Here is a 3,402-nt window from a genome sequence, read left to right as displayed (position 1 = left end):
ACCTTACCCGCCGACGGTGAACACTTACTGGCGACGCCGTGGCAGCACATATTTTGTATCAAAAGCCGGGGAGCGTTATCGCCGGGCAGTGGTGCTTATTGTTCGCCAGCAGCGACTGAAATTAAGCCTGTCCGGACGGGTGGCAATAAAAATTATTGCAGAGCCACCGGATAAGCGTCGTCGTGACCTGGACAATATTCTGAAAGCACCGCTGGATGCGCTGACGCATGCGGGAGTGTTAATGGACGATGAGCAGTTTGATGAAATCAATATTGTACGTGGTCAGCCAGTATCTGGTGGACGGCTGGGTGTGAAGATTTACAAAATTGAGAGTGAGTGAGCGTAAATATGATATATCCGGAAATTACAGGCAAAAGCGGCGAACATTTACGCCTGAACACGCTGGAAGCAGTCTGGATCCAGGGGAAATTACGGATGTGGGGGCGGTGGTCGTATATCGGTGGGGGTAAATCCGGAAATATGTTTAACCGGTTACTGGTTTCGAAAAAGCTGACGAAAACAGCAGTTAATGAGGTTTTACGCAGCATGAAGAAATCCGGGCTGGAAAAACCGGAACTTGAGGCATTTTTTCGGGATATGACCAGAGGGAAGCAGAAGAGCTGGTTGTCACATTGTACAGACACAGAGGCGTTGATTATTGATCGCGTTATCAGTGAGGTGCTTGGGGAATATCCCGGGCTAATCAATATTCTCCGGCAAAGGTACGAAGGACGGGGAATGAGTAAGAGAAAAATGGCAGAATGTTTAAATCGTACTCACCCGGAATGGTGTTTCAGCACATGTGAGAAACGTATTGCAGGTTGGTTAGCCGTGGCTGAACACATGCTTTATGTACCTATGCACGATTCATTTCGATAAAAAAAGCTTGCTTTTTTACGCAGAAACAGCTTGAATTCCTGTAAGCTTCGCAAAGCTGTATCGCGAGGCGAAATGCAAGTTTTTTCGCACAAGGAAGCCACCGGAAGGTGGTTTTTTTGTGTCCGTAATATACAGCAGCGCAATAAATTCGCTGGTGGTTATTAATACCGTTCTTTCAGGTTGCTGGCTTTTTCGACAAGAGTTATTGGTGTGTCACGTTAACCGGAAAAGGGAAAAAGACATGCTGAAACAGCAGGATATGACAGAAACCGCCAGAGTGGTGTTTAATGAATTAAGCGTTACCGACCCGGCGACAGTCGGGGAGATTGCGCAGAATACTTACCTTTCACGCGAACGCTGCCAGTTAATACTGACCCAGCTGGTTATGGCGGGTCTGGCAGACTATCAGTTTGGTTGTTACAGACGCCTTCAGTCCTGAAGGCTTTTTTATTTGTGGTAAATGGGCGGCTGGTGGGTGTAAGGGGCACCCACCAGCCATCTGCTCATGCGTTGGGTTCACAAGCAAACCTCAGGCCCACTGCTTTGCGCAAAAGCAGAATGAGCCTATCAGAGACAGGCTTAATGATCCATGCTTAATACTGTAAAAATATCCAGTTGTGAGTTAATCAACGCCGACTGCCTGGAATTTATGCGGTCGTTACCCGAAAATTCTGTTGACCTGATAGTCACGGACCCGCCGTACTTCAAAGTGAAACCCGAGGGCTGGGATAACCAGTGGGCGGGTGATGAAGATTACCTGAAGTGGCTGGACCAGTGTCTTGCGCAGTTCTGGCGGGTGCTGAAACCTGCCGGAAGTCTTTACCTGTTCTGTGGCCATCGTCTGGCATCTGACACCGAAATCATGATGCGTGAGCGGTTTAACGTGCTGAACCATATCATCTGGGCAAAGCCGTCCGGACGCTGGAACGGGTGCAACAAGGAAAGCCTGCGGGCGTATTTCCCCGCCACAGAGCGCATTCTGTTCGCAGAGCATTATCAGGGGCCGTATCGTCCGAAAGATGCCGGGTATGAGGCGAAGGGTAGGGCACTGAAACAGCATGTGATGGCCCCGCTGATTGCTTACTTTCGTGATGCGCGCGCTGTCCTGGGGATAACGGCAAAACAGATTGCAGATGCCACAGGAAAGAAAAACATGGTGTCGCACTGGTTCAGTGCCGGTCAGTGGCAGCTGCCGAACGAAAGCGATTATCTGAAATTACAGGCACTGTTTGCCCGGGTGGCAGAAGAGAAGCATCAGCGGGGTGAACTGGAAAAGCCCCACCACCAGCTGGTGGATACGTATGCCTCTCTGAACCGACAGTATGCGGAGCTGCAGAGTGAATATAAGCATCTGCGGCGGTATTTCGGTGTGACGGTGCAGGTGCCGTACACCGATGTGTGGACGTATAAACCGGTGCAGTACTATCCAGGGAAACATCCGTGCGAAAAACCGGCAGAAATGTTGCAGCAGATAATCAGCGCAAGCAGTCGTCCGGGAGACCTGGTTGCAGATTTCTTCATGGGGTCGGGGTCGACAGTGAAAGCAGCGATGGCGCTGGGACGTCGTGCAACTGGCGTTGAACTGGAGACTGAACGTTTTGAGCAGACGGTGCGGGAAGTACAGGATTTAATCATTCGTAACGGATGAGATTGCGGAGTTAATCATGCGTCGTTATTATTCAGCAATCGGCCCTTTAGCTCAGTGGTGAGAGCGAGCGACTCATAATCGCCAGGTCGCTGGTTCAAATCCAGCAAGGGCCACCAACCGCCACTAGCTCATCAGGAAAGAACGTCACCCTGTGCGAGATTCGGAGTCCCCGGTGGCGGTCCATTATCGGTATTCTGCGTTGTTAGCTCAGCCGGACAGAGCAATTGCCTTCTAAGCAATCGGTCACTGGTTCGAATCCAGTACAACGCACCACACCACACTTATCTGCCCTGACTCTCTTTTGCGGGCTTTTTATTACAGGAAAGACACCGGACAGTGAAATGTTAAATGCCTCACAATTCAGGCAGTTGACTGTTGCCTGACATGCTGAGCGTTTGTTAAAAAAATCCTGCATGATGAATCCCCCTGAGCGGCGGGGCATAATGACAGATGTTTGGTTGCGTATTGTATAGGCAAGTTGCGGATTCTGTCTGGTCATTGCAGAATTCACCGGGAGGCACCCGGCATCATGCTGTATACAGAGATTAGGCATATATCCAGGCTTCTCATCGCAGGAGCCTTTTTACATGCAAAAAAAAGCCCGAGTGGGTTCGGGCAACAGCATGAGATACTTGCATTGTCATTTTTATCGTGTGGATTTTAACCAGGGTTTATAAGGCTGCGCAACTGCGCGGCCTTTTTCGTTTTGCGGGCTGCGGTTCTCCTCTTTTGATTCTCCTTGTGGCCGGACCGTGGCCCGCAACTGTTGAGGAAAATCCCGGAAAGGGGAGGAATAATGGCATTTAAACACTATGACGTGGTCAGGGCGGCGTCGCCGTCAGACCTTGCGGAAAAGCTGACACACAAACTGAAAG

The 3,402-nt window shown here is 50.2% G+C and carries 5 protein-coding genes and 2 tRNA genes; all 7 read left to right on the top strand.

The window, feature by feature from the left end; translation table 11 throughout:
- Positions 1-340: RusA family crossover junction endodeoxyribonuclease (locus HEN33_RS24385; RefSeq protein WP_183083492.1), on the top strand; the 340-nt coding region annotated here is incomplete at its 5' end.
- 8 nt (positions 341-348) lie between these two features.
- Positions 349-879, top strand: coding sequence for a DUF1133 family protein (locus HEN33_RS24380; protein WP_000640048.1), 531 nt, complete (start codon positions 349-351; stop codon positions 877-879).
- Positions 880-1,120: 241 nt separating this feature from the next.
- A complete protein-coding gene (locus HEN33_RS24375; RefSeq protein ID WP_000917750.1) occupies positions 1,121-1,318 on the top strand; it encodes a hypothetical protein in 198 nt (65 codons plus the stop codon).
- A gap of 150 nt (positions 1,319-1,468) precedes the next feature.
- Complete coding sequence (locus HEN33_RS24370) at positions 1,469-2,527, top strand: DNA-methyltransferase (protein WP_000935547.1); 1,059 nt, start codon at positions 1,469-1,471, stop codon at positions 2,525-2,527.
- A gap of 40 nt (positions 2,528-2,567) precedes the next feature.
- Positions 2,568-2,643 (top strand) — tRNA-Ile (locus HEN33_RS24365).
- Positions 2,644-2,723: 80 nt separating this feature from the next.
- A tRNA-Arg gene (locus HEN33_RS24360) sits at positions 2,724-2,800 on the top strand.
- A gap of 523 nt (positions 2,801-3,323) precedes the next feature.
- Positions 3,324-3,402, top strand: a 79-nt coding sequence (locus HEN33_RS24355; protein WP_114043041.1) for a DUF1737 domain-containing protein, incomplete at its 3' end; no start/stop codon positions are given.

The organism is Escherichia sp. 94.0001, assembly GCF_013369155.2.
In the GTDB taxonomy this organism is placed as follows: domain Bacteria; phylum Pseudomonadota; class Gammaproteobacteria; order Enterobacterales; family Enterobacteriaceae; genus Escherichia; species Escherichia coli_F.
Note: the sequence above shows the minus strand (reverse complement) of the source record. Positions and strands in the feature narration are given on the sequence as shown.